Origin of the sequence: Marinobacter sp. EN3, from assembly GCF_000475315.1 — a bacterium.
Taxonomy (GTDB): domain Bacteria; phylum Pseudomonadota; class Gammaproteobacteria; order Pseudomonadales; family Oleiphilaceae; genus Marinobacter; species Marinobacter nauticus.
Genome location: NZ_AXCC01000096.1, coordinates 96217 through 119336, shown reverse-complemented (window position 1 = coordinate 119336; position 23120 = coordinate 96217). Strand labels below are relative to the sequence as shown.

The window sequence follows — 23120 nt, the reverse complement described above, 5'->3', positions numbered from 1 at the left end:
TTTATTGGCAGTTGAACTATGCTCAAGACGGTGGTTGCCGTTTTGGGAGTCCTTCTGTGACCAATAATGTGCCGAATGCCTTCGAAATCTTCCCCTGGAACCGGAATTTCGAGACCAGCATTGATGATATTGATCAACAGCACAAGGTGCTGGTCAATATCCTGAATCGACTGGCGTGGCACTTTGCGTCGGACACCTCCGAGTTAACGCCCGATCAGATTCTTGATGAGTTGCTTTCCTACGCGGCGTTTCATTTTGAATACGAGGAAACGATCTGGAACAAAACCCTCAGTGAAGCAGCGATGGCGAAAAGCCACCGCGATTCACATCAGATGTTTTTTGCGCAGGTTGAGGAGCTGCGCAACAGCCGCGAACCTCAGGAAGAGGTATTAACCAGACTGTTTGACTTCCTCACACGCTGGTTAGCCTTCCATATCCTCGAATCAGATCGCCGAATGGCTCTGACGGTTGAGTTGGTTCAGCAAGGCCTGGAAGTCAGTGAGGCAAAAAACCGGGTCGATGCAGAGCTGAGCGGTTCCGCCTCTGTGCTGGTCAACGCGCTGTTGGAAATTTACGGAAAACTGTCATCAAGCACGATTCAGTTAATGCGGGAGAAAATGGCCCGCTTGAGGGCAGAAGACGAGCTGTCCCGAATACAGCATGAAAGGCTGAATCAGGCCCTGGAAGAACAAGCCCGAGAATATCAGCACCATCTGGAAACGCTCGCTTATACCGATGCCTTGACCGGCCTCTGGAACCGAAACGGCATCGTCCGCCGAATTCGTGAATACCTTGCTGATGACGTGAGAGCTGAGAACTCGGCAGCGCTTGTGTCTATTGATCTTGATAACTTCAAGGATCTCAACGACTGTCTGGGAGAAGATGCCGCAGACCGACTGCTTGGCTTGCTGTCCCGGCGGTGGCTGGATGCGATCCCGGCGGATGCCTGCCTGGCGCGAACAGGTGGTGATGAGTTTGCATTGTTGCTGCCGGATGCCAGCCAAGCCGAGTCGCGGCTGCAAGCTCTGCGTTTGACGGCCGGTCAGCCTTTTGAACTTGACGGTGTTGAGGTTTCCGCAGGATTTACGGCTGGTGTTGTCCTGTTTCCGGATGGCGCCGTTGAGGACGCAGACAGCTTGCTGAGGCAGGCGGATAATACCCTGTATCGGGCAAAACACGAGATGCGCAGTGGCTGGCTTTATCTTGATGCCGGCGAGCGGAGCCAGTATCGAGCCCGTCAGTTGTTACTGGAGGACATCCGCAGGGGGCTCAACCAGGATGAGTTCCGGCTTTATTTTCAACCCAAGGTTAATCTCCGGACTGGAGAGGTTTTGGGCGTTGAAGCGCTGATCCGGTGGCAACATCCCCGGGAAGGGCTGCTCCCTCCGAGCCACTTCCTGCCCGCCATTGAGCATCACACGCTGAATATTCAGGTTGGTGAATGGGTGTTGAGAAACTCTCTGCTGCAGATACAACGCTGGGAGCAAGAGGGTGTCAGGATAGATGTCAGTGTTAACATCGCCGCCAACCATCTTCAGTCTGATAACTTTGCCGGGCACCTGAACAAAATCCTGTCGGCTTTTCCGGGGGTTGACCCTGTCAGGCTAGATCTGGAAATCCTGGAAACCGCTGCACTTGGGGATTTGGATAAAGCCGTACAGACCATTGCGGATTGCCGTGAGCTTGGGGTGACCTTCTCCCTGGATGACTTTGGTACTGGTTACTCATCGTTGTCTTATCTCAAGCGCCTTCCTGTCGATACTCTGAAAATCGATCGGGAGTTTGTATCCGGCATTGAGGATAACGGTGAAAACCTGTCGATTCTTCAGGGGGTGATCGGTCTATCGCGGGTTTTCGGGAAGCAGGTGGTTGCGGAGGGCGTGGAAAGTGTCAGGCAAGGTGAGATTCTGCTGAGCCTCGGGTGCGAATGCGCTCAGGGATTTGCCATGTCTCCGCCCATTGAAGCGCCCCTGATCCCTGCCTGGATTAACCGTTGGAGAACGTTCCCGGAATGGGCGCTTACCAGGGTTTCAGAAAATCCCTGAGCCGCGGATGCCAGTCCAGGCTGTCGAGCAGGTTTTTCAGGGCCAGCCCCAGTTCAGTATCCCCCTCGATAACCAGCCGGCGCTGGAAGAACAACTGATCGGGGTCTTGCTTTCGTTCCGCCAATGTACGGAATGCACCAACGGACCCCCGGATAGTGGCTTCACCAGGACCGTTCAGCACCCGCAGGCGCCCGGCCCAATAACCGAGTGTAATGCCTGGCTGGCCGCCATTGATTTCGAGGCGGATTCGACGGCCCTCGAAATCGTCGAATTCACCTTCTGCAATGGCGTCCGAGAAAAGCCGGTTGAGGGGCGCTTCCGCTGCCAGTTGTTTCAGGGCGACGGGCATTCGCTGATCAATGCCGTTCAGGAGTGGCACCGGTGACGGGGCATACTCCCGGATCACGGCTAGGGTCTGGCCCGCAAGGGGATTGTGCTGGAGTTGATTGCTCAGGCGTTGCAGCTGCGCGAACCCGGGTGGTGTGGGCAATTTGCCGAAACTGGGCAGGGTAGGCAGCATGGCAGGCTCTCCTGAAATCATGAAACAGACAGGGAGAGCCTACCTCAAACCGCAATAAACGGATTTGATATAACTCAGGGGAATGAACAGTCAGCCCTTGTGCAAGCCTTCCTCGACCGCCCAGACGGCGACTTCCACCCGCGAGCGCAGGTTCAGCTTTTTCAGCAGGTGCTTGACGTGGACCTTGACAGTGCCGTCACTGATGTCGAGTTTACGCCCGATCATCTTGTTGGACAGGCCTTCGGCAATCAGCCGGAGAATATCTTTCTCCCGCGGCGTCAGGCTGTCGAAGTCGGGACGGCTGGTCTGCTGCGGTTTGTTGGAACGCAGGGCTTCAGCCAGCAGGGTCGTGAGGCGGTCACTGATCACCATCTTGCCCACCGCCGCCTGGTGCAACTGGGCGATCATGTCCTCGGGCTCCATGTCCTTGAGCAGGTAACCGTCGGCGCCCGCCCGCAATGCCGCGACCACATCGTCTTCCTGGTCTGAGACAGTAAACATAACGATGCGCGAGCTGACATTCTGTTCCCTGAGCTTTCTCAGGGCTTCGATGCCGTCCATTTCCGGCATGTTCAGGTCCATCAGGATCAGGTCCGGCTCCAGCTCGGTGGCCAGACGGATGCCATCGGCGGCATTGCTGGCTTCGCCGATCACTTCCATGTCGTCTTCCATGCCGATCAGCTGTTTGATGCCCTGGCGCAGCAGCGGGTGGTCGTCGATCAACAGAATGCTTGCGGGTGTCTCAGACATTGTTTCTCTCTTTTGTCCTGCGCTCGGCTCAGGCCGGCGTAGTTTCCGTTGGAATCAGGTTGCGGCTCTTGGGTACGAATGTTAGCGCGACTTCCACGCCGCCTTCATCCCTGTTTCGCACATTGACCTTGCCGCCGAGTGTGCGGGCACGGTCCTGCATGATAATCAGGCCATAGTGGTTCACGGGCTGGTCGCCACCCGGTAATCCCCTGCCATTGTCCTGTATGCTGGCCCGCACTTGTGGTGAATCGAACACTACTTTTACAGCTATGTCAGTGGCATCGGCGTGTTTGACGGCATTGGCCAGCCCTTCACGAATGATCTGCAGGGTGTGGATTTCCTCATTGGGCGACAGCGTCTGCGGCGGCAGGTTGTATTCAAATGCTACCGGTTTACCGAGGCGCTCCGAGAATTCGTCGATGGTTTTGCGCAGGGCAGTCGCCAGATCCGGCGTATCCAGCTTCAGCCGGAAGGTGGCCAGTAGTTCTCTCAGCTGGCGGTAGGCGCTGTTCAGGCCAGTGCTCAGTTCATCCAGGATGTCGTCGTGGATGGGCTTCTGCTCGCCAGCAATGTTCAGCCGGCGCAGACGGGTCACCTGCATTTTCAGGTACGAGAGCGATTGCGCCAGGGAATCGTGCAGCTCCCGGGCAATCACCGTGCGTTCTTCTGCCAGCGTCAGCTGTTGTTCTTCGGTGATCTGTTTTTCCAGGAAAATGGCAGTTGCCAGCTGGTCGGTCAGGGTTTCCAGCAGGCGGCGAGAGGTCTCCGGTAATCCTTTCTCAGCCGGGTACCAGACCTCCAGTGTGCCCAGCAACTGCCCGGGAGTGCGGATGGGCAGCAACAGCCGCCGGCCGTCATTATTTTCCAGCGGCATCTCATCATAGACCTCGGGGGTTACCAGACAGGCATTGCAATGGTGATCCCGGCAATAGAAGGGGCGTTTGGGTGTGGCGGTGGTAATGGCCTCCACCGGTTCTGCCGATTCCTTGTCATGCAGGAACAGGCGGATGGGGCCGATGCCCAGCAGTTGCTCCAGATCCTGCAGCATCGGGATGGCGCCACTGCACAGATCATGATTGGCGAACAGCCCTCGGCTGGCGGAGTGCATTACCTGCAGAGCCGCGTGGCTGATTTCAAGTTCTTCGGTTTTCTGCCGGGCCCGGCTTTCAAGCTCGTAGTAGGTCAGCGCCAGTTCACTGGTCATCTGGTCGAAGGCCTGGCCCAGTTGTGCCAGTTCATCGGAACCTTTGAGGTTGGCTTTGTGGCTGAAATCCTGCTCGCCCACGGCAGTAGCGATGCCCACCAGTTTCCGCAGCGGCCGGAGAATCCGGTTTTTGAGGTCCAGAAACAGGGCGAGAACAATCAACACCGAGAACACCATACTGATGATCTGGATAAGGTGCAGCAGATCGATGCGAGCTTCAGTGCGTTGCTCCAACATGGAAACCAGTCGATCTACTTCTGCGGTGTATTCCTCCACTGCCGCGATCATCTCGGCGGAAAGGGGGGAGCCGGTTTGGTGGCTTTCCAGTGACGGTCTGAGCTGATTGGCCCAGCCGTATTCCACGGTTTTGTATTGTTCGACGAGGGGATGATCATCGGTGCGGGGAATGGAACGGATGATGGCGGGATCCCTGAGCCTGTCCTCGTACTCCTCAATGCGTTGATCAAGGGTGTCAGTGTTTTCTACGGGATCTTCAGAGGCCGATCTTGCCGCCAGTTGGAATGCTCCCATACGCAGTGAACCGGCAAGGTTGATAGCAGTGGCATTGCCCTCAATGCTGTTGGACACAGCCAGAGTGGTGGCCATGCTGACAATGGCCGTCAGCACGATGGCGCCGATAACAACAGCCAGTCGATTTACTAGCGGGCTTCGGGAGGTCATGGATAGCTTCAAGGCTCAAGGGATGTGGATAGTGACAGGCAGCAAAATTATCGTGGAAAACGCGCCGTCGTGATACCTCCTTGAGGATAGTCAATTACCCCAATGGTTTATAACCCATCATAGCCTTTGACCCGTGTTCAGGCAAAAGTCGAGACTAAAGAATGGGATTCAGGGAGCGTGTAATGCAATCGGAACGGGATGAAGAGAGGTTAGCATCTCTGGCAGTAGTGTTGCCGTTGGCGCTGACCGGCTTTGTGGTGGCTGCCGGTTGCTGGACACTGTTTGCGGTTGCCGGCGTGCATCTCCGAGCCGACCTGGGTCTGAGCAGTTTGCAGTTTGGGGTTCTTCTGGCCATGCCCATGGCGGTCAGCGCCATACTTGCGATTCCGGCCGGGCTTGCGGCGCAGCGATATGGTGCCCGTGAAGTCATGCTGTTGTGTCTGTGCGGTCTTGCTGTGTGCATGGGGATACTGCTGCTGACAAACACCTACATTGGCTACCTTATTGCCGCCGCCGGACTGGGGCTGGCGGGCGGCTTCTACGGCGCCGGTCTGCAGTTTGTGGTCAGCCATTGCCAGACCCGGCGGCTGGGCCTGGTACTTGGAGTATTTGGCTCCGGGGTAACCGGAGCGGGTTTCAATTATTATATGGTCCCTCTGTTTCATGAGGCATTCTCCTGGCAAGGCGTGCCCCTGGCTTATCTTATTACTCTGCTTCTGGTGATCGCGCTATTGATCATGCTGACTGATGCGACGGGTGAGGAGGACGAAAGTCGTGAACGATCGGTCAAAGAAATTCTCGGGGTGATCCGGCAGGGTCGGAATCTCCCTTTATGTCTGTATTTTGGTGTGGTCGCCGGCAGTTTTTTTGCACTGGCGTTATGGCTTCCGGATTTCCTTTCAGGCCAGTTTGGGCTCACGCTGGATTCCGGGGCGCGCCTGGCGCAATGGTTTGTGATTCCCGGAGCGGTGGCTCAGGTGGCGGGCGGTGGCCTGTCTGATCATTTCGGTTCGGCCCGGGTTGCGACGCGCGCACTGGCGGGCTGTCTGGTTGCACTCGTGGTGTTGTCCTATCCGCCAATGACTTTGTTCATTACCGGGGTGGAGGAGGAACTGATTGTGGAGTTTGCACTGCCAGTCTCCCTTGAGAGCGGCCTGGTGGTGGTTCTTGGTGTTGCCATGGGCACCGCCATGGGGTCGCTTCAGCGCATGGTGATACTGGCCAATCGACAGGAAGCGTCTCTGTTTGCCGGGGTTCTGCTGGTCAGTGCCTGTGCCATTGCATTTGTGTTGCCGGTTGCGTTTGGCGGCTTGAATCAGTGGCTGGGGGTGCGCACCGCAGTATTCATGATCCTCTTCCTGTTACTGAGTGGCAGTTTGCTGCTTTTCTCCCGGCACGCCCGCAGAGAGGAGCGAAACATGCTTCTCCACCCCGGGATATAGATCACCTACCCACAGGGTGGTACACCCGGGTTATGTGGTAGTAACCACGCAGATTTCAGGGGTTTGATCCCACACAATGGTCTCCATTCGGAACAACGATCCGGCAAACGGGTTGATGGAGAGAGAGACCATGAGTCATTTGATCGACAAGTTGAATTACTTCAGGAAGAACCGCGAATCGTTCTCCAACGGTCACGGTGAAACCCACGAAGTGAACCGCGACTGGGAGAACAGCTACCGCCAGCGCTGGCAGCATGACAAGATCGTGCGCTCCACCCATGGCGTGAACTGCACCGGCTCCTGCAGCTGGAAAATCTACGTGAAGAACGGGCTGGTTACCTGGGAAACCCAGCAAACCGATTATCCCCGCACCCGCCCGGATCTGCCCAACCACGAGCCCCGTGGTTGCCCTCGTGGCGCCAGCTACTCCTGGTACATGTACAGTGCCAATCGCCTGAAATACCCGCTGATGCGCAAGAGCCTGATGAAGCTCTGGCGTGCTGCCCGTATCCAGTTCAATGACCCGGTGGAAGCCTGGGCCTCTATTGTTGAAGATCCCGCCAAGACCGCCGAGTACAAGCCTCGCCGTGGTATGGGCGGTTTTGTCCGTTCCAGCTGGGACGAAGTCAACGAGATGATTGCCGCCTCTAACGTCTACACTGCCAAGAAGTTCGGCCCGGACCGTATCATCGGTTTCTCTCCGATTCCTGCAATGTCCATGGTCTCCTACGCCGCGGGCAGCCGTTACCTGTCCATGATCGGTGGCGTCTGCATGAGCTTCTACGACTGGTATTGCGACCTGCCGCCCGCCTCTCCGCAAACCTGGGGTGAGCAGACCGACGTGCCGGAATCCGCCGACTGGTACAACTCCGGCTACATCATCGCCTGGGGCTCCAACGTACCCCAGACCCGTACCCCGGATGCCCACTTCTTCACCGAAGTACGCTACAAGGGCACCAAGACCGTTGCCATTACCCCGGACTATGCGGAAGTTTCCAAGCTGTCTGACGAGTGGCTGAACCCGAAGCAGGGTACAGACGCCGCTCTGGGCATGGCCATGGGCCATGTGATCCTCAAAGAGTTCCATGTTGACAAGCCCAGCGAGTACTTCACTGACTACGTTCGTCGCTACACCGACATGCCCTACCTGGTCATGCTGGAACAGAAAGACGACGGCAGCTACGTACCGGGCCGCTTCCTGCGTGCCAGTGACCTGGTGGATGGCCTCGGTGAAGAGAACAACCCGGAATGGAAAACCATCGCCATTGACGAAAGCACTGGCGAACTGACTGCGCCGAACGGCTCCATCGGCTACCGCTGGGGCGAGAAAGGCAAGTGGAACCTGAAGCAGACCGCCAAAGGCGCCGATGTAAACCTTCAGCTGTCGATGGTTGAAAAGCACGACGAAGTCGTCGATGTCGCCTTCCCGTATTTCGGTGGTATCGAACACGACCATTACAACCACGTGGAATTCAAGGACATCCTCAAGCACAAGCTGGGTACCCGCAAGGTTCAACTGGCCGATGGCTCCGAAGGTCGCGTGGTGACTGTGTACGATCTGATGGTTGCCAACTACGGCATCAGCCGCGGCCTGGGTGACGACGATGGCGCCACTTCCTATGACGAAGTGAAGCCGTACACGCCTGCCTGGCAGGAGCAGATCACCGGCGTACCGGCCGAGAAAGTGATCCGCATCGCCCGTGAGTTCGCGGACAACGCTGACAAGACCAAGGGCCGCTCCATGGTCATCGTCGGTGCAGGTATGAACCACTGGTACCACATGGACATGAACTACCGCGGCCTGATCAACATGCTGATCATGTGTGGCTGTATCGGCCAGAGCGGCGGTGGCTGGGCCCACTATGTGGGTCAGGAGAAGTTGCGCCCGCAGACCGGCTGGCAGCCGCTGGCCTTTGGTCTCGACTGGCAGCGCCCGCCACGCCACATGAACTCCACCTCCTTCTTCTATGCTCACTCCGGTCAGTGGCGCTACGAGAAACTGGGCGTGGATGAAATCCTGTCGCCGCTGGCAGACAAGTCCAAATTCGGGGGCAGTCTGATCGACTACAACGTACGCGCCGAGCGCATGGGCTGGCTGCCGTCTGCGCCGCAGCTGAACCGAAACCCGCTGACCATTGCCGCGGAAGCCGAGAAGGCCGGTATGGAGGTGGCGGACTACGTGGCCAAGTCCATGAAGGACGGATCTCTGGCCTTCGCCAGTGAAGATCCGGAAGCGCCGGAAAACTGCCCGCGTAACCTGTTCATCTGGCGCTCCAACCTGCTGGGCTCCTCAGGTAAAGGTCACGAGTACATGCTCAAGTACCTGCTGGGTACCAAGAACGGATTGCAGGGCAAGGATCTGGGTGTCGAGGGTGGCGCCAAACCGGAAGAAGTGAAATGGCGCGACCAGGCGCCGGAAGGCAAGCTCGACCTGCTGGTGACCCTGGACTTCCGTATGTCCACCACCTGTCTGTATTCCGACATCGTTCTGCCGACCGCAACCTGGTATGAAAAGAACGACCTGAACACCTCCGACATGCACCCGTTCATCCACCCGCTGACCGCTGCCACCGATCCGGCCTGGGAAGCGCGCAGTGACTGGGAAATCTACAAGGGCATTGCCAAGTCCTTCTCCAAGGCTGCCGAGGGGCATCTGGGTGTCGAGAAAGACGTGGTTACCCTGCCGCTGCTGCACGACGCGCCGGCGGAGCTGGGCCAGCCGTTCGATGTGAAAGACTGGAAAAAAGGCGAGTGCGACCTGATTCCGGGCAAGACCGCGCCCAACTTCATTACGGTGGAGCGGGATTACCCGAACACCTACGCCCGCTTTACTTCCCTTGGTCCGCTGATGGACAAGCTGGGTAACGGTGGTAAGGGCATCAACTGGAACACCGAGAAGGAAGTGAACTTCCTGAAGGACCTGAACTACACCCACCTTGAGGGTGCCAACGCAGGACGCCCGAAGATTGAGAGTGCCATTGATGCCGCCGAGGTCATCCTGACCCTGGCGCCGGAAACCAACGGCCAGGTGGCGGTAAAAGCCTGGGCGGCGCTGTCCGAGTTCACCGGCCTGGATCACACCCATCTGGCCACCAACAAGGAAGAGGAAAAAATCCGCTTCCGGGACATTGTGGCGCAACCGCGCAAGATCATCTCCAGCCCGACCTGGTCTGGCCTGGAAGACGAGCACGTGTCCTACAACGCTGGTTACACCAACGTCCACGAACTGATCCCCTGGCGCACCCTGACCGGTCGTCAGCAGTTCTACCAGGACCATGAGTGGATGCGTGCCTTTGGTGAGAGCCTGCTGGTGTACCGTCCGCCCATCAACACCAAGGCCGTGGGCAGCATGATCAACCAGCGCAGCAACGGTAACCCCGAAAAAGCGCTGAACTGGATCACGCCGCACCAGAAGTGGGGCATCCACAGCACCTACAGCGACAACCTGTTGATGCTGACTCTGTCCCGCGGTGGCCCGATTGTGTGGCTGAGCGAAGACGACGCCAAAGAGATCGGTGTGGAAGACAACGACTGGATCGAACTGTTCAACGCCAACGGCGCCATTGCCGCCCGGGCGGTGGTCAGCCAGCGGGTAATGCCCGGCATGGTGATGATGTACCACGCCCAGGAGCGGATCGTGAACATTCCCGGTTCCGAGATCACCGGTACCCGTGGCGGTATTCACAACTCGGTTACCCGGGTGTGTCCGAAGCCGACTCACATGATTGGTGGCTATGCCCAGTATTCCTACGGCTTCAACTACTACGGCACCGTAGGTTCCAACCGGGACGAGTTCGTGGTGGTCCGCAAGATGAAGAACGTGGACTGGCTCGACGGTGAAGGCAATGACTATGCTCAGGAGGCTGTAAAATGAAAATCCGTTCCCAAGTCGGCATGGTGCTGAACCTGGACAAGTGCATTGGTTGCCACACCTGTTCCGTCACCTGCAAAAACGTATGGACAAGCCGTGAAGGCATGGAATACGCCTGGTTCAACAACGTCGAAACCAAGCCTGGTATCGGCTACCCGAAAGAGTGGGAGAACCAGGACAAATGGAAGGGCGGCTGGATGCGTGACAGCTCCGGCAAGATCCGCCCCCGCATTGGTGGCAAGTTCCGGGTACTGGCGAACATTTTCGCCAACCCGGATCTGCCGGAAATCGACGACTACTACGAGCCGTTCGACTTCGATTACCAACACCTGCACACCGCCGGTGACAGCAAGCACCAGCCGGTCGCAAGGCCACGCTCGCTGATCTCCGGCGAGCGTATGAAGAAAATCGAATGGGGCCCGAACTGGGAAGAAATCCTGGGCACCGAGTTTGCCAAGCGCCGCAAAGACAAGAACTTTGACCAGGTGCAGGCAGACATCTACGGCCAGTTCGAAAACACCTTCATGATGTACCTGCCGCGCCTGTGCGAGCATTGCCTGAACCCGGCCTGTGTCGCTAGCTGCCCGAGCGGTGCCATCTACAAGCGGGAAGAAGACGGCATTGTGCTGATCGACCAGGACAAGTGCCGCGGCTGGCGGATGTGTGTCTCCGGCTGCCCGTACAAGAAGATCTACTTCAACTGGAAAACCGGCAAATCCGAAAAGTGCATCTTCTGCTACCCGCGCATCGAAGCCGGTATGCCGACCGTGTGTTCCGAGACCTGTGTGGGCCGGATCCGCTATCTGGGCGTGCTGCTGTATGACGCAGACCGTATCGAAGAAGTGGCCAGCACACCGGGCGAGCACGAGCTGTACGAGAAGCAGCTGGAAATCTTCCTGGACCCGTTCGACCCGAAAGTGATCGAACAGGCGAAGAAAGACGGCATCCCGATGAACGTCATCGAAGCCGCTCAGCAGAGCCCGGTGTACAAGATGGCGGTGGACTGGAAGCTGGCTCTGCCGCTGCACCCGGAATACCGCACTCTGCCGATGGTCTGGTACGTGCCGCCCCTGAGCCCGATCCAGTCCGCGGCGGAAGCCGGCAAGGTCGAGTTCGACGGCGTGCTGCCGAAGATCGAGAGCCTGCGGATTCCGGTCAAGTACCTGGCGAACCTGCTGACTGCCGGTGATGAGAAGCCCATCGTACTGGCCCTCAAGCGGATCATGGCCATGCGTTTGTACAAGCGCGCCGAAACCGTGGAAGGCAAGGAAGACCTGCGTGCCCTGGAAGAGTGTGGCCTGACCAAGGCCCAGGCGGACGAAATGTACCGCTACCTCGCTATCGCCAACTACGAGGATCGCTTTGTGATTCCCACCAGCCATCGTGAGCTGGCCAAGGAAGCCTTCCCGGATGCGACTGCTTACGGCGAGCGCGGCGGATGTGGCTTCAGCTTCGGCGACGGCTGCAACGGTGGTGACAGCGACTTCAGCCTGTTCGGCGGCAAGAAGCAGACCACCAGCATGGTCAGCAAACTGGCGACCGTGAAGCAGGTTGACCCGAAGCAGCTGCAGGACTGAGGAGGCCAAAATGCAACTTTTGAAAGTACTGGCGCGGGTACTGGAATACCCCACCGAAGAACTGCAGCAATCCAAAGACGCCCTGGTCGCCGCTGTCCTGGAGGACAGCCGGCTGCCGCGGCAAAACAAGGAACAACTGCTGACCTGTATTGACCGCCTGTGCGATGGTGACCTGATGGATCTTCAGGAAGCCTACGTAGGCACCTTCGACCGGGGCCGGGCGACCTCCCTGCTGCTGTTCGAACACGTGCACGGCGAATCCCGCGACCGCGGCCAGGCCATGGTGGACCTGATGGAGCAATACCGGGCCAACGGCCTGGAGATTGATGCCAAAGAACTGCCGGATTACCTGCCGCTGTTTCTGGAATACCTTTCCACTCGCCCGTGGGAAGAAATCCGCAACTGGCTGGAAGATATTCACCACATTCTGGGGTTGCTTGGAGAGCGCCTGTACCAGCGTGAAAGCCTCTACCACGTTGCGATGGATTCCCTGCTGGTGTTGTCCGGCCGCAAGGCCGACCGCCAGGAACTGGCTCAGCTCGTTGCCTCGGAAGAGCGCGACGACACCCCCGAAGCACTGGACAAGGTCTGGGAAGAGGAAATGGTGAAATTTGTGGATGACCAGGGCAGCTCCTGTGGCACCGGTGGCGTGGTTGGACAGCGCCGCCGCGAACTGGAACAGACCCAGACCATTCACCTGAGTGATCAGCTGATGACGGACGCAACGCCCCGTCCGGCAGGGCGCGCCTGAGGCGCAGGAGGAAAAGACAATGTCCTATATCAACACACTCTTGTTCGGAATCTATCCCTACATCGCCCTGCTGGTACTGTTTGTCGGTACCTGGGCGCGTTACGACCATGGCCAGTTCACCTGGAAGGCCCATTCCAGCCAGATGCTGCGCAAGAAAAACATGGTGATGGCCAGCGTGCTGTTCCACGTCGGCGTCCTGGTGATCTTCTTCGGCCACCTGGTAGGCCTGCTCACTCCGCACTGGGCCTACGAGTGGATCATCACCCCGGGCCAGAAACAGGTGATGGCGATCCTGGTGGGCGGTATTGCCGGCATCATGGCCATCATCGGTGGCGGCATGCTCGCCTGGCGCCGCATGACCGACCCGCGGGTTCAGGCCAGCAGCACCTTCGCCGACAACATGATCATCATCATTCTGGTGGTTCAGTTGGTACTCGGGATGCTCACCATCCTGCCTACCATGGGCCACCTCGACGGCAGCACTATGCTCAAATTCTCCGCCTGGGCCCAGGGCGTGTTCACCCTGGAAGGATCTGGCATCGCCGCCTACATTGCCGACGTGCACTGGATCTACAAGACCCACATCTTCCTGGGCCTGACCATCTTCGTACTCTTCCCGTTCACCCGACTGGTGCACATGCTTAGCGTGCCAGTGGAGTATTTCGGGCGGAAGTACCAGGTGGTTCGCAAGCGCGCCTGAACGGATACAGCCACCCTCTCTTTCCGGGAGGGTGGCTGGCAAACTGATTGACGGAGAGTCGCACCATGCAACTGATCCCAACCGGCGAAGCCGGCAAACCCAGAAACCAGTTCCCGCCGGTCTATGTGGGTGAGACTCTCATCCACGAAGACGACATCGCCCGGGAAATGCAGCACCACCCCGCCGAGGAATTGGCGGAAGCCTGGCACGAAGCTGCCAGAAGCCTTGCCATCCGTGAACTGTTACTGCAACAGGCCAGCCGCCTGAACCTGGATAACATCGAAGACGAAGAAGATCGCATCGCCCGGGTGCTGGAACTCGAGCTCAATGTGCCAGACCCGAGCGAACAGGATTGCGAACGCTTCTACGCCGCCAACCCAGGCCGCTTCTGCAGCCCCACCATCATGGCCGTCAGCCACATACTGCTGGCTGCCGCTCCGGATGATATTGAAGAGCGCATGCGCCAGGAAGAAGCCGGCCGACAACTCCTGTCCGCGCTTCTGGACGGCCGCTCCCAGTTCAACGAACTGGCCAAACAATATTCCGCCTGCGAATCCCGCCACCAGGGCGGCAGCCTTGGCCAAATCAGCAAAGGCCAGACCGTCGAAGAATTCGAGCGCCCGGTCCTGAGCCTGAACGAAGGCCTGCACCCGGAACTGATCGAAAGCCGCTATGGCTGGCACATCGTTCGAGTAGACCAGCGAATCAACGGCGAACTGTTACCTTATGAACATGTAAAACCACAAATTCGCCAGTACCTGAGCGAAAGCGTGACCCGCCGGGCATTCCGGCAATACCTGCAGGTATTGGCTGCGGAAACCGGTGTGGAGGGCGTTGATCTGGAGCTGCCTGATTCGCCTTTGATGCAATGACTGCTTGGTTAGCAAAGCGAATAATTGAGCTAAGTCAATTACCCAGGAATAACACCAAGGATACCCCCATCGGGGGAGCGATTTTTCATCAGTATCCTTCTAGTATTTAAAATAAGATTTTGAATGCATGAATATGCAGAGAGGGTACACCCATGGCCATGACACAAACTGCTGAACAGCGATATACCAAGCCGGTGCTTGTCGCCATCAACAAACCACTTGATGAAGAAGACAGCCTGGAAGCGCTTCGCAGCCATGCCCTGTTCTGCAATCTGCGCCCGAAAGACCTCGATAGTCTGATCCAGCAATCGCGCCGGCTGAGACTCGGTCACCACCAGCTGCTCTACCGTCAGGATATGCCGGCCCATCACTTCTTCTTTGTGATTTCTGGTCGCCTGCGTCTGTATCGCCTCGATTCCTCCGGCGTAGACCGAACCCTTGACAGTATTGCACCCGGGGACTGTTTTGCCGAAGTCATGATTTATGCCAATCCGCCCAGGTATGCATGCTACGCAGAGGCCCTGAAGTCCAGCGAAGTGCTCATGATCCCGGTTAAAGCTTATCGGGAATTGCTGGATCGGAATCCCGAGTATGCCCAGGCGGCCCTGAGCCACTACGCCATGCGTGCGGTGTCCAGATTCCACGATCTTGAGATCATGACCGTCCAGAATGCCCGGGATCGTTTGATTCGTTACCTCATTGATTTGCTGCCGAACGGCGCGGAGGAAGGTGGCGAAGTCGAGTTGCCGTTGCCCAAATGCCTGGTGGCTTCACGCCTGGCCATGCAGCCCGAGACTTTCTCCAGAATACTGGCAGATCTCAAGTCTAATGGTTTGATCAGAGTGAATCGCAGCAAGCTCTTTATTTCCGACCCTCAGCGGCTGATCGCTATCAGCCAATAGCCTCTCCGGGCCTCCGGGCCCGGCTTTTTTGACCGCCTTGAACATCAGGGGATAGTGATGATCAGCAGTTACCAGGATCTTGTTCAGGCCAGCCGGAAAGAACCGGAGCCCCAGCGGTTTCTGTTCGTTTTTTGCAAAGCCGAATTACCAGACGACGCCAGTGCCGCAGAACGGGCTGCTTTTGAACGCGGCGAGGGTGGCGCACTGACGCCGGTTATCTGTGTCGACAAAACCCCCGATGAGGTTCCTTATTTCGATGTGTTAGCGGAGGAATCCCGCGCGACAGGCCAGGACTGGGACATGGTATTTGTCGCGGCCATGTCGGGCCGTGGCGGCCATGCTCCTTCCAGTGATGAGGCCCAGCAACCCCTGACCATGATGGTGGAAAGCATCCGCATGGGGCATCTGGGCAATTACCTTCCCCTCAACAAAGCCGGCCACGCCATTAGCCTTGACTGAACTCAAGGCGCCTCTGTTTGGCCGAGGACTATCCTCAAAGAGGTATTTGATTTTCCTCAAAATTGAACGACCCTTGATGTAATCCATGGGGTATTGGGAGTTGTAGTGAGAAACGTCCTCCGTTGTGCGCTATCCATCTTGATGATACTTGCTGCTTCGCTGAGCTGGGCCCAGCCGTTATCGGAATACAGCCCTCCGGCCGGACGCCAGCTTATCGAAAAAGCCTTCCCGGAAGCGACAGAACTCCAGCCGATGGAGGGCAACCGTGCCATCCAGCAGGTGTATTCCGGTGAGGAGCTTATAGGCTACGCCTACCAGTCCCTGGACTTTGTCCAGACCCCCGCCTATTCCGGCAAGCCCCTGAATGCCATGGTGGTGCTCGATACCGCCGGAGAAATTCGTGCCGCCAAAGTCATACATCACGATGAACCCATCCTGCTGGTGGGTATCCCCGAAAGCAAGATGCATGAGTTCACTGACCAGTACACCGGTCTGAAAGCCGACCAGCGGGTGACCGTTGGGGGCACGTCTACCGAACGCAAGGTGGCGGTGGATGGCTTGTCCGGCGCTACGGTCACCGTGATGGTTATTAACGAAGTCATCATGCGCACTGCCCACCGGGTGGGGGTCGAGATTGGGTTGATTGAAGGTGGCAAAAGCAACCGTCCGCCCATGGCCAATGTGAACTCGGAACAGTTTCAGGAGAAGTCCTGGCAGGAGTTGACCGGTGACGGTTCCATTCGCCGCCTGGTGTTGACCAAAGGGCAGGTCGACGACTCTTTTGTGGGGACCCCTGCCGAGGGCATCGAAACTGCAGACGCGGGCGAACGCGATGACATCCTGATCGAGCTCTACGCTGCTTATCTGGATGCGCCGACCATTGGCCGCAACCTTCTGGGTGAAAACCAATACCAGTGGCTGATGTCGGAGCTCCAGGAGGGGGAACATGCCATCGCGGTGATGGCCAACGGTGAATACTCCTTTAAAGGTTCTGGCTACGTACGGGGCGGCATTTTCGACCGGGTGCAGATCCGCCAGTTCGGCGACACCTTCAACTTCCGGGATCTGGATTTCCACCGGCTCAGTGACGTCTACGCCGAGGGCATGCCCGAGTTTTCGGAAATGGCGATCTTTATTGTGCGCCAGCAGTACAACTTCGACCCTGGCACCCCGTGGACGCTGGAACTGACGGTCAAGCGCCAGACTGGCCCGCTCGACAGCGAATTTCAGGTGTTTCCGCTGGAGTACCAGTTGCCGGACCAGTATTACACCCGTCCGGAGCCTGTATTGACCGAGGAAGAATGGCTCGAAACCCAGCCGCTGTGGATTCAGGTGTGGTACCAGAAGCAGTTCCAGATCACCGTGCTGGGTCTTGGTATAGCCGTACTGCTGTTCATCCTGTTCTTCCAGGACTGGCTGGTTCAGAAGCCGAAAATGATGCGCTGGATTCGCCATGGCTTCCTGGTTTACACCCTGTTCTTCATTGGCTGGTATGCCCTGGGTCAGCTTTCCATCGTCAATGTGCTGACGTTTGTGAACAGCCTGATCAGCGGCTTCAAATGGGAAACCTTCCTGATCGATCCGATCATGTTCGTACTCTGGGCCGTGGTGGCTGGCATCGTCCTGCTATGGGGTCGGGCGGTCTACTGTGGCTGGCTATGCCCGTTCGGCGCCCTGCAGGAGTTGATCAATGAAATCGCCCGCAAGCTCAAGGTACCGCAGTACACCGTGCCTTTTGCCTGGCACGAGCGCCTGTGGGCCATCAAGTACATCATCCTGCTGGTGCTGTTTGGTATTTCTCTGGAGTCCATGGCCACCGCCGAGCGCATGGCGGAAGTGGAGCCGTTCAAGACCGCCATTACCCTGCACTTTGATCGCACCTGGCCATTCGTGACCTACGCTGTGCTGTTGCTGGTGGTCAATATCTTCACCCGCAAGGTGTACTGCCGCTACCTGTGCCCGCTGGGTGCCGCCCTGGCATTGCCCACCAAACTGCGAGTGTTTGACTGGCTCAAGCGTCGCAAGGAATGCGGTAACCCCTGCCGTCTCTGCGACAAGGAATGCGAAGTCCAGGCTATCCATCCGGATGGACACATCAACTACATGGAATGTCACTACTGCCTGGATTGCCAGATGACCTATTTCGATGACCACAAGTGCCCGCCGCTGATCGTGAAGCGCCGTGGCAAGCGCCGTGGTCATAACGCACCCGGCCACCCTGAGGAAATTCCGGTGGTGCAGGTGAACTGAGTAGTCCCGAGGAGCCAACCATAAGGCCCCGGAAAGCCATGAGAAGCAATAACCGCCATAACCAATAACGGAGTTGGATGCTATGAAAAAAAGAGATGATCTGACCAAGGACACGCCGGAGGTTTCCGAAGGTGGTCTGAGCCGTCGTCGCTTTATGGGTGCGGCTGCGCTGGCCGGTGTCGCTGGTGCAACCGGTCTGGGCACCTCGGTCATGTCCCGTGAGACCTGGGCTGCAGCTGCTGAAGAAGCCCGCAACAAGGCTCACGTCGCCCCGGGCGAGCTGGATGAGTACTACGGTTTCTGGAGTGGTGGCCACCAGGGCGAAGTGCGCGTGCTTGGCGTGCCCTCCATGCGTGAACTGATGCGTATTCCGGTATTTAACGTGGATTCCGCAACGGGTTGGGGTATTACCAATGAAAGTAAGGAAATCCTGGGCGGTGATCAGCAGTACCTGAACGGCGACTGCCACCACCCGCACATTTCCATGACTGACGGTCGTTACGATGGTAAGTACCTGTTTATCAACGACAAGGCCAACACCCGGGTTGCCCGTATCCGTCTGGATATCATGAAGACGGACAAGATTACCCACATCCCGAACGTTCAGGCCATCCATGGTCTGCGCCTGCAGAAAGTACCCAAGACCAACTACGTGTTCTGTAACGCCGAGTTCGTCATCCCGCAGCCCAACGACGGCACGGATTTCAGCCTGGACAACAGCTACACCATGTTCACCGCCATCGACGCAGAAACCATGGATGTGGCCTGGCAGGTCATCGTTGACGGTAACCTGGATAACACCGATGCCGACTACACCGGCAAGTACGCTGCTTCTACCTGTTACAACTCAGAGCGTGCCGTTGATCTTGCGGGCACCATGCGTAACGACCGCGACTGGGTGGTTGTGTTCAATGTGGAGCGCATTGCTGCAGCGGTAAAAGCCGGCAACTTCAAGACCATTGGCGATTCGAAGGTGCCGGTTGTCGACGGCCGAGGCGAATCCGAATTCACCCGCTATATTCCTGTGCCGAAGAACCCGCACGGTCTGAACACCTCTCCCGATGGCAAGTACTTCATTGCCAACGGCAAGCTGTCACCAACGGTATCCGTGATTGCCATTGATAAACTGGACGATCTGTTCGAAGACAAGATCGAACTGCGCGACACCATCGTGGCCGAGCCGGAGCTGGGTCTCGGACCCCTACACACTACCTTCGACGGCCGTGGCAATGCCTACACCACGCTGTTTATCGACAGCCAGGTGTGCAAGTGGAATATTGCCGATGCCATCAAGCACTACAACGGTGACAAGGTAAATTACATCCGTCAGAAGCTGGACGTGCAGTATCAGCCGGGCCACAACCACGCATCGCTGACTGAATCCCGCGATGCTGATGGCAAATGGCTGGTTGTTCTGTCCAAGTTCTCGAAAGACCGTTTCCTGCCGGTTGGCCCGCTCCATCCTGAGAACGATCAGCTGATCGATATTTCCGGTGAGGAAATGAAACTGGTCCACGATGGCCCGACCTATGCCGAGCCGCATGACTGTATCCTGGTACGTCGTGATCAGATCAAGACCAAGAAGATCTACGAGCGCAACGACCCCTACTTCGCCAGCTGTCGTGCCCAGGCGGAGAAGGACGGTGTGACTCTGGAATCCGACAACAAGGTCATCCGTGATGGCAACAAGGTACGTGTTTACATGACCTCCGTTGCGCCTCAGTACGGTATGACCGAGTTCAAGGTGAAGGAGGGTGATGAAGTCACTGTGTATATCACCAACCTCGATATGGTTGAGGACGTGACCCACGGCTTCTGTATGGTGAACCATGGTGTGAGTATGGAGATCAGCCCGCAGCAGACCGCTTCCGTGACCTTTACGGCAGGTAAGCCAGGGGTTTACTGGTACTACTGCAACTGGTTCTGTCATGCTCTCCACATGGAGATGGGCGGGCGGATGCTCGTCGAAAAGGCCTGATAGAGAGTTGCCTGACTTGGGGTCCCGTTTTCGGGGCCCCTGGTTGCTTATCACTATCCCGAGATCTATTGATGTATCAACTATTGCGTTATGGAGTGGCCCTGTCAGTCGCTCTGTTTGCGCTCTCCGCCAACGCGGACCTGCAGCAAGAGCTGGATAACCTGGCCCCGGGTTCGTCGTTCGAACTTCCTCCGGAAACCTTGTCTTCACTGGCTATCAGGGTGCCCGGGGTATCTGTGTCCTGCGCCCCGGAAACGGTGATTGACGGTGCCGGGCAGGGCAATGCGGTTGAGATTCTGGCCGAGCGGATAACGTTTTCCGGTTGCCAGGTTCGCAATTGGGGCAAAGACCTGAACGAACTGGATGCGGGAATCTTCGTGGCCCGCGAGGCGCAGGGGGCGGTGGTGGAAAACAACCGTCTGCAGGGCCCGGCGTTCGGCGTGTGGCTGGATGCAACACCGGATGTGACCGTAAGGGAAAATCACATTCGCGGTGATACCAGCCTGCGGTCCCAGGATCGGGGCAACGGTATTCACCTGTTCAATACCACGGGTGCGCTGATTGAAGGCAACGATATCAGCCAGACCCGCGATGCCATTTACATAGAGACCGCGAACCGAAATACCATTCGCGGCAATGTGATGAGTGATCTCCGTTACGGTATTCATTACATGTATTCGATGCATAACCTGCTGGAAAACAACGTCACTCGGGGCACGCGTACCGGGTATGCGTTAATGCAGAGCAAGTACCTCAAGGTATTCAATAACCGCTCTGAGAATGACGAGAACTACGGCATTCTGATGAATTTCATCACCAACTCCGAGTTGCGCAATAACGTGGTTACCGGAGTGTCCCAGGGCCAGAGCGCCGGGGTGGTGATTTCCGGTGCCGAGGGTAAAGCGGTGTTTATCTACAACTCGCTGTACAACACCTTCGAAGGCAATTATTTCGGCCAGAGCAATATCGGTATTCATCTGACCGCAGGTTCCGAGGAAAACCAGGTGTTCAACAACGCCTTTGTGGAAAACCAGCGTCAGGTGAAGTATGTGGCTACCCGCACCCAGTCCTGGGCCGAGGATGGCAAGGGCAACTACTGGAGTGACTATCTGGGCTGGGACCGAAATCAGGACGGCCTGGGTGATGTGCCCTATGAGCCGAACGACAACGTCGATCGGCTGCTTTGGAAATATCCGGAGGCCAAGGTGCTGATGTTCAGCCCGGCGGTGGATACCCTGCGTTGGGTGCAGGATGCTTTCCCGGTAGTGAAGTCTGCCGGGGTGAGTGACCCCCACCCCTTGATGCGAATTCCCGACCACCTGCAATCGGAGATCCGATGAACTGTTTTCGACTGGAGAACGTCAGCCACCGTTACGACAAGGCCACGGTGCTGCACGGGGTAGATCTTCGGCTGGAGCCGGGGGAAATCCTGGGCCTGTTCGGCCACAACGGGGCGGGCAAAACCACCTCGATCAAGCTTATTCTGGGTCTGATGCAGCCCACCGAGGGCAAGGTTTCCGTGCTGGAAGGCGCGGCTGGCGATCCGCAGGTAACCCAGCACATCGGCTACCTGCCGGAGAACGTGATGTTCTACCCGCAGCTGACCGGCCGGGAAATTCTCAGCCACTTTGCCCGCCTCAAAGGCGCGCCGCTGAAGCAGGTGCCTGAACTGTTGGAGCAAGTTGGCCTGAGAGACGCCATGGACGCCCGCACCAAAACCTATTCCAAAGGCATGCGCCAGCGTCTTGGCCTGGCCCAGGCTCTGCTCGGCAAGCCCAAATTGCTGATGCTGGACGAACCCACCGTCGGCCTGGACCCGGTTGCAACGGCGGATCTGTACCGCCTGCTGCGCCAGCTTCGGGATGAGGGGGCCGGAATCGTGCTCTGTTCGCACGTACTGCCGGGGGTCGAACCTTACATCGATCGCGCTGCGATTCTGACCGAAGGCGCCCTGAAAGCGTCTGGAGACCTGCCATCGCTGCGGCGGCAGGCAAACATGCCGGTCACCCTGACCGTACAGCCCGCCACCAGCCTGTCGGCGCTGGAGAAAGCCATTGACCAGGCCGACCAGCGAGCCGGCTTGATGATGAAAAGTGAAAACGGACGGTTGCAGGTAGACGTGAGACCTCAGGAAAAAATGGAACTGATCAAGACCTTGATGGCCTCCGGCGAAGTGGCAGATCTGGGCATCCATCAGCCCAGCCTGGAAGACATCTACGTACACTTTATTGGCTCGGGTGGTCTGGCCCACCGGGGAGGAAGCCAATGAGCGCCATCTGGACCATCGCCCGCAAGGAACTAAGCGACAGCTTCCGAAACCGCTGGCTGGTTGCCATTTCCCTGGTGTTCGCCACTTTGGCCCTGGGCATTGCCTGGTTCGGCGCCGCCGCCTCCGGGCAGGTGGGCTACGCCTCCACACCTGCGACCATTGCCAGCCTGGCCAGCCTGGGCATCTTCCTGATTCCGCTCATAGCGTTGCTGTTGGCATACGACGCCATCGTGGGGGAAGAAGAGGGCGGCACCCTTTTGCTACTGATGACCTACCCCCTCAGTAAAAGCCAGTTACTGTTGGGCAAATTCCTCGGCCACGGCCTGACCCTGGCGCTGGCCACCATCATCGGCTTCGGTGTGGCTGGTATTGCCATTGCCGTGTTGGTGGAAGATGTTGCCATTGCCGCCCTGGCAGTGGCCATGGGGCGTTTTGTGGGCTCCACCGTTTTGCTGGGCTGGGGCTTTATCGCACTGGCCTACCTGGTGAGCGTACGGGTGAGCGAGAAACCGGTCGCTGCCGGTCTGGCCCTGGCCATCTGGTTCTTTTTTGTACTGATCTTCGACCTGATGCTGCTGGGCACCCTGGTGGCCAGCGAAGGCAAACTGAATCCCGAACTGCTGCCCTGGCTGCTAATGCTAAACCCCACTGACATCTACCGCCTGCTCAACATCGTCGCCTTCGGCGACAGCGGTCAACTCAGTGGCGTACTCAGCCTGGGTGCAGACCTGCCTATCGGCGCTGCGGGCCTTTGGCTAGGCCTGATCCTGTGGTGTGCCATACCCCTGGCCGGCGCACTGTTACTGTTCAAAAACCGACGAATCTGATCCCGACCGGAGACACACAAAC

General features: G+C 57.7%; 17 protein-coding genes. 14 read left to right on the top strand and 3 right to left on the bottom strand.

The window, feature by feature from the left end:
* Positions 1–56: 56 nt before the first annotated feature.
* Positions 57–2045 carry a putative bifunctional diguanylate cyclase/phosphodiesterase gene (locus tag Q675_RS37100; protein ID WP_023012247.1) on the top strand — a complete coding sequence of 663 codons (1989 nt, stop codon included), beginning with the start codon at positions 57–59 and terminating at the stop codon, positions 2043–2045.
* Here Q675_RS37100 and ubiT read toward each other — a convergent pair.
* The 3 genes from ubiT to Q675_RS37085 form a co-directional block, all read right to left on the bottom strand.
* Positions 2020–2565 (bottom strand): ubiquinone anaerobic biosynthesis accessory factor UbiT, encoded by a 546-nt coding sequence (gene ubiT, locus Q675_RS37095; RefSeq protein ID WP_023012246.1) that lies wholly within the window; start codon positions 2563–2565, stop codon positions 2020–2022. The two genes, Q675_RS37100 and ubiT, sit on opposite strands and share 26 nt — an antisense overlap.
* Positions 2566–2655: 90 nt before the next feature.
* Positions 2656–3315, bottom strand: a complete 660-nt coding sequence (gene narL / locus Q675_RS37090; RefSeq protein WP_011786531.1) for a two-component system response regulator NarL — start codon at positions 3313–3315, stop codon at positions 2656–2658.
* A 28-nt stretch (positions 3316–3343) separates the two neighbouring features.
* Positions 3344–5200, bottom strand: coding sequence for a histidine kinase (locus Q675_RS37085; RefSeq protein ID WP_023012245.1), 1857 nt, complete (start codon positions 5198–5200; stop codon positions 3344–3346).
* 182 nt (positions 5201–5382) lie between these two features.
* Between Q675_RS37085 and Q675_RS37080 the strand changes: the two genes are divergently transcribed.
* The 13 genes from Q675_RS37080 to Q675_RS37020 all read left to right on the top strand — a co-directional run bounded on the left by Q675_RS37080 (position 5383) and on the right by Q675_RS37020 (position 23098).
* Positions 5383–6642 (top strand): MFS transporter, encoded by a 1260-nt coding sequence (locus Q675_RS37080; protein WP_023012244.1) that lies wholly within the window; start codon positions 5383–5385, stop codon positions 6640–6642.
* A gap of 130 nt (positions 6643–6772) precedes the next feature.
* Positions 6773–10516, top strand: coding sequence for a nitrate reductase subunit alpha (locus Q675_RS37075; protein ID WP_031211914.1), 3744 nt, complete (start codon positions 6773–6775; stop codon positions 10514–10516).
* A complete protein-coding gene (narH, locus tag Q675_RS37070) occupies positions 10513–12090 on the top strand; it encodes a nitrate reductase subunit beta (protein WP_023012242.1) in 1578 nt (525 codons plus the stop codon). Before Q675_RS37075 ends, narH begins: the two co-directional genes overlap by 4 nt.
* 10 nt (positions 12091–12100) lie before the next feature.
* Positions 12101–12841: a nitrate reductase molybdenum cofactor assembly chaperone gene (narJ, locus tag Q675_RS37065; RefSeq protein ID WP_022990856.1), complete on the top strand. Its 741-nt coding sequence runs from the start codon at positions 12101–12103 to the stop codon at positions 12839–12841.
* Positions 12842–12860: 19 nt separating this feature from the next.
* Positions 12861–13541, top strand: coding sequence for a respiratory nitrate reductase subunit gamma (gene narI, locus Q675_RS37060; protein WP_022990857.1), 681 nt, complete (start codon positions 12861–12863; stop codon positions 13539–13541).
* A 65-nt stretch (positions 13542–13606) separates the two neighbouring features.
* Positions 13607–14413, top strand: coding sequence for a peptidylprolyl isomerase (locus tag Q675_RS37055; RefSeq protein ID WP_023012241.1), 807 nt, complete (start codon positions 13607–13609; stop codon positions 14411–14413).
* A 152-nt stretch (positions 14414–14565) separates the two neighbouring features.
* On the top strand, positions 14566–15315 hold the full coding sequence (locus tag Q675_RS37050) for a Crp/Fnr family transcriptional regulator (RefSeq protein ID WP_014422450.1): 750 nt from the start codon (positions 14566–14568) through the stop codon (positions 15313–15315).
* 57 nt (positions 15316–15372) lie between these two features.
* Entirely contained in the window at positions 15373–15774 is a 402-nt protein-coding gene (locus tag Q675_RS37045) for a hypothetical protein (RefSeq protein WP_011786522.1), read from the top strand.
* A gap of 141 nt (positions 15775–15915) precedes the next feature.
* On the top strand, positions 15916–18024 hold the full coding sequence (nosR, locus tag Q675_RS37040; RefSeq protein ID WP_023012240.1) for a transcriptional regulator NosR: 2109 nt from the start codon (positions 15916–15918) through the stop codon (positions 18022–18024).
* Positions 18025–18106: 82 nt separating this feature from the next.
* Entirely contained in the window at positions 18107–20002 is a 1896-nt protein-coding gene (gene nosZ / locus Q675_RS37035; RefSeq protein ID WP_022990859.1) for a TAT-dependent nitrous-oxide reductase, read from the top strand.
* A gap of 71 nt (positions 20003–20073) precedes the next feature.
* Positions 20074–21342, top strand: coding sequence for a nitrous oxide reductase family maturation protein NosD (locus Q675_RS37030; RefSeq protein WP_023012239.1), 1269 nt, complete (start codon positions 20074–20076; stop codon positions 21340–21342).
* A complete protein-coding gene (locus tag Q675_RS37025) occupies positions 21339–22271 on the top strand; it encodes an ABC transporter ATP-binding protein (RefSeq protein ID WP_023012238.1) in 933 nt (310 codons plus the stop codon). The genes Q675_RS37030 and Q675_RS37025 overlap by 4 nt, the downstream gene beginning before the upstream one ends.
* Positions 22268–23098, top strand: coding sequence for an ABC transporter permease (locus Q675_RS37020; protein WP_023012237.1), 831 nt, complete (start codon positions 22268–22270; stop codon positions 23096–23098). The genes Q675_RS37025 and Q675_RS37020 overlap by 4 nt, the downstream gene beginning before the upstream one ends.
* Positions 23099–23120: the final 22 nt, after the last annotated feature.